A 2,943-nucleotide genomic window follows, 5' to 3' on the forward strand; every position below is an offset into this window, starting at 1 on the left:
GTATTGGCTGTCGGGACCGGCAGCACAATCACGGTTGGTACGCCCTTGGTGCTAGGTGCCACTGTTACTGTTACTGTCATCTCTCACGGCAGAGGCGACAAAGTTCGCATTTTCAAAATGCGTCGTCGCAAGCACTATCAAAAACGCCAGGGTCACCGGCAGAACTTCACTGAACTGCAAATCGGCGCGATTGCTGGTTAAGCAACAGAAAGCACTTGGAGTAAGCAAAAATGGCACAGAAAAAAGGCGGCGGCTCTACGCGAAACGGGCGTGACTCACAGCCCAAAATGCTTGGCGTCAAGAAATTTGGCGGCGAAGTCATCAATGCTGGCAGCATCATTGTGCGCCAGCGCGGCACCCGGTTCCATCCAGGCGTCAATGTCGGTATCGGCAAGGACCACACCCTGTTTGCGCTGGTGGGTGGTCAGGTGTCGTTTGCAGTTAAGGGTGCGCTGAACAAGCACACCGTGAATGTGACGCCCACTGCGGTGCCTGCATAAGCCAGTCACTCCGACAAGTCACTTCGACTGAAGCGAAGCCCCGATCGGTCGGGGCTTTTTTATTTGTAAACTGCTTGCGTGAAGCAGTGCCTGTTGTTCCTTACCGTATCTGAGCCCACCATGAAATTTGTAGACGAAGCCTTCATTGACATTGCAGCTGGCGATGGCGGGGCTGGTTGCGTCTCGTTCAGCCATGAAAAATACAAGGAGTTTGGCGGTCCCAACGGTGGTGACGGCGGCCGTGGTGGTCACGTCTATGCCTTGGCAGATATCAACCTGAACACGCTGGTGGATTTCCGGTTTTCGCGCCGCCACGACGCCAGAAATGGAGGGCACGGCATGGGCTCGGACATGTTTGGGGCCAAGGGCGACGATGTCATCCTTAAAATGCCAGTGGGCACCATCCTTACCGATTCAGAAACCGGTGAAACACTTTTTGAATTGCTGATACCCGGTGAACAAATTCTGATTGCCAAGGGCGGCGATGGCGGCTTTGGCAACCTCCGCTTTAAAAGTTCAACCAACCGCGCCCCACGCAGCAAGACACCCGGCTGGCCAGGTGAACGCAAGAGTCTGAAGCTGGAACTGAAGGTATTGGCTGACGTGGGCTTACTCGGCATGCCCAATGCAGGCAAGTCGACCTTCATATCTGCCGTGTCCAACGCCCGTCCTCGCATTGCGGACTACCCTTTCACCACGCTGCACCCCAATCTGGGCGTGGTTCGCGTTGGTCCCGAGCAGAGCTTCGTGGTGGCAGACTTGCCCGGCCTGATTGAAGGTGCCTCTGAGGGTGCTGGCTTGGGGCATTTGTTCTTGCGCCATCTGCAGCGCACCCGCTTGCTGCTACACATCGTAGACCTTGCACCTTTCGACGAAAACGTAGACCCGGTTGCACAGGCCAAGGCAATTGTGAGCGAGCTTAAAAAGTACGATGAAGCGCTTTATAAAAAGCCGCGCTGGCTGGTGCTTAACAAGCTGGACATGGTTGATGGCGACAAACGCGCAGCTATCGTCAAGGATTTTGTCAGACGCTTCAAGTTCAAAGGCCCAGTGTTTGAAATATCAGCCCTGACACGCGAAGGCTGTGAGCACCTGATCAAGACGATTTACAAGCACGTCAAGGAGGTGCAAAAGAGCGAGCAGCCTGAGGAAGAGGTTGACCCACGATTTATGGTTTTACCCCCCGAAACACCTTGACTGCGCCATGCCGGCTGCATATCCGTCAGCCATTGCGTAAACTGCTATAAAAATCATAGCTTGCAGCCCCCATTTTTATTGCGGTAGCGCCCTTTTTACTTAAAAAAATGCAAGAAAAAACAGGCTCACAGGTGCTCTGCAATGCCAAGCGCATTGTGGTCAAAGTGGGTTCAAGCCTGGTCACCAACGAAGGCCGCGGACTAGACGCAGACGCCATAGGCCACTGGTGCGAACAACTGGCTGCGCTGGTCAAGGATGGGCGCGAAGTCATCATGGTCAGCAGCGGTGCCATTGCCGAGGGCATGAAACGCCTCGGTTGGGCTACCCGCCCCAAGGGCATTCATGAATTGCAGGCTGCGGCTGCGGTTGGCCAGATGGGCCTGGCGCAGGTCTATGAAACAAAACTGCGTGAGAGCGGCATTGGCAGTGCGCAGGTGCTGCTAACCCATGCCGACCTCGCGGACCGGGAGCGCTACCTCAATGCGCGTTCGACTTTGCTGACGCTTTTGAGCCTGGGAGTGGTGCCCGTCATCAACGAAAACGATACAGTCGTCAACGATGAGATCAAGTTCGGCGACAACGACACGCTGGGTGCGCTGGTTGCCAATCTGGTTGAAGCCGATGCATTGGTGATTTTGACCGACCAGAAGGGTCTGTACACGTCCGACCCACGCAAAGACCCTGACGCACAATTTGTGCACCAGGCCAGCGCGGGCGACGCTGCGCTTGAAGCCATGGCCGGTGGCGCAGGCTCCAGCATTGGCCGGGGCGGCATGATCACCAAAATTCTGGCGGCCAAGCGCGCTGCCGGTTCGGGCGCTTCAACCGTGATTGCCTGGGGCCGCGAGCCGCAAGCCCTGATCCGTTTAAGCCAAGGCGAGGCCATCGGTACGCTGCTGGTCGCGCAAACCCAAAAAAACCAGGCCCGCAAACAGTGGATGGCGGACCACCTGCAGATGCGCGGCTCGGTCACGGTCGATGCTGGTGCTGCAGGCAAAGTACGTGACGAGGGCAAGAGTCTGCTGCCCATCGGCATGACGGCTGTGCAGGGCGAGTTTTCACGCGGTGACGTGATTGCCGTGCTGGATGCAGACGGTACAGAAATTGCACGCGGTCTGGCCAACTACGCCAGCTCAGAGGCCAGACTGATTTGCCGCAAATCATCGGCTGAGTTTGAAAAACTGCTGGGCTACACCGGCGAGCCTGAAATGCTGCACCGTACCAACCTCGTGTTGACCCGGTAGCC

General features: G+C 56.5%; 4 protein-coding genes. All 4 read left to right on the top strand.

The window, feature by feature from the left end; all coding sequences use genetic code 11:
• Positions 1-201: 50S ribosomal protein L21 (gene rplU, locus ACH2CW_RS11005; RefSeq protein WP_395058011.1), on the top strand; the 201-nt coding region annotated here is incomplete at its 5' end.
• 29 nt (positions 202-230) lie between these two features.
• Positions 231-500, top strand: coding sequence for a 50S ribosomal protein L27 (gene rpmA, locus ACH2CW_RS11010; protein WP_395058013.1), 270 nt, complete (start codon positions 231-233; stop codon positions 498-500).
• A gap of 120 nt (positions 501-620) precedes the next feature.
• Positions 621-1,697, top strand: a complete 1,077-nt coding sequence (gene cgtA / locus ACH2CW_RS11015) for an Obg family GTPase CgtA (protein WP_395058015.1) — start codon at positions 621-623, stop codon at positions 1,695-1,697.
• Between the two features lie 107 nt (positions 1,698-1,804).
• Complete coding sequence (gene proB, locus ACH2CW_RS11020; RefSeq protein WP_395058017.1) at positions 1,805-2,941, top strand: glutamate 5-kinase; 1,137 nt, start codon at positions 1,805-1,807, stop codon at positions 2,939-2,941.
• Positions 2,942-2,943: the final 2 nt, after the last annotated feature.

Source organism: Polaromonas sp., assembly GCF_043778355.1.
Classification (GTDB): Bacteria; Pseudomonadota; Gammaproteobacteria; order Burkholderiales; family Burkholderiaceae_C; genus Polaromonas.

What these genes read in the sequence shown, in the direction of transcription:
- cgtA (WP_395058015.1), top strand. Translation starts at nt 621, where the DNA reads ATGAAATTTGTAGACGAAGCCTTCATTGACATTGCAGCTGGCGATGGC.
- rpmA (WP_395058013.1), top strand. Translation starts at nt 231, where the DNA reads ATGGCACAGAAAAAAGGCGGCGGCTCTACGCGAAACGGGCGTGACTCA.
- proB (WP_395058017.1), top strand. Translation starts at nt 1,805, where the DNA reads ATGCAAGAAAAAACAGGCTCACAGGTGCTCTGCAATGCCAAGCGCATT.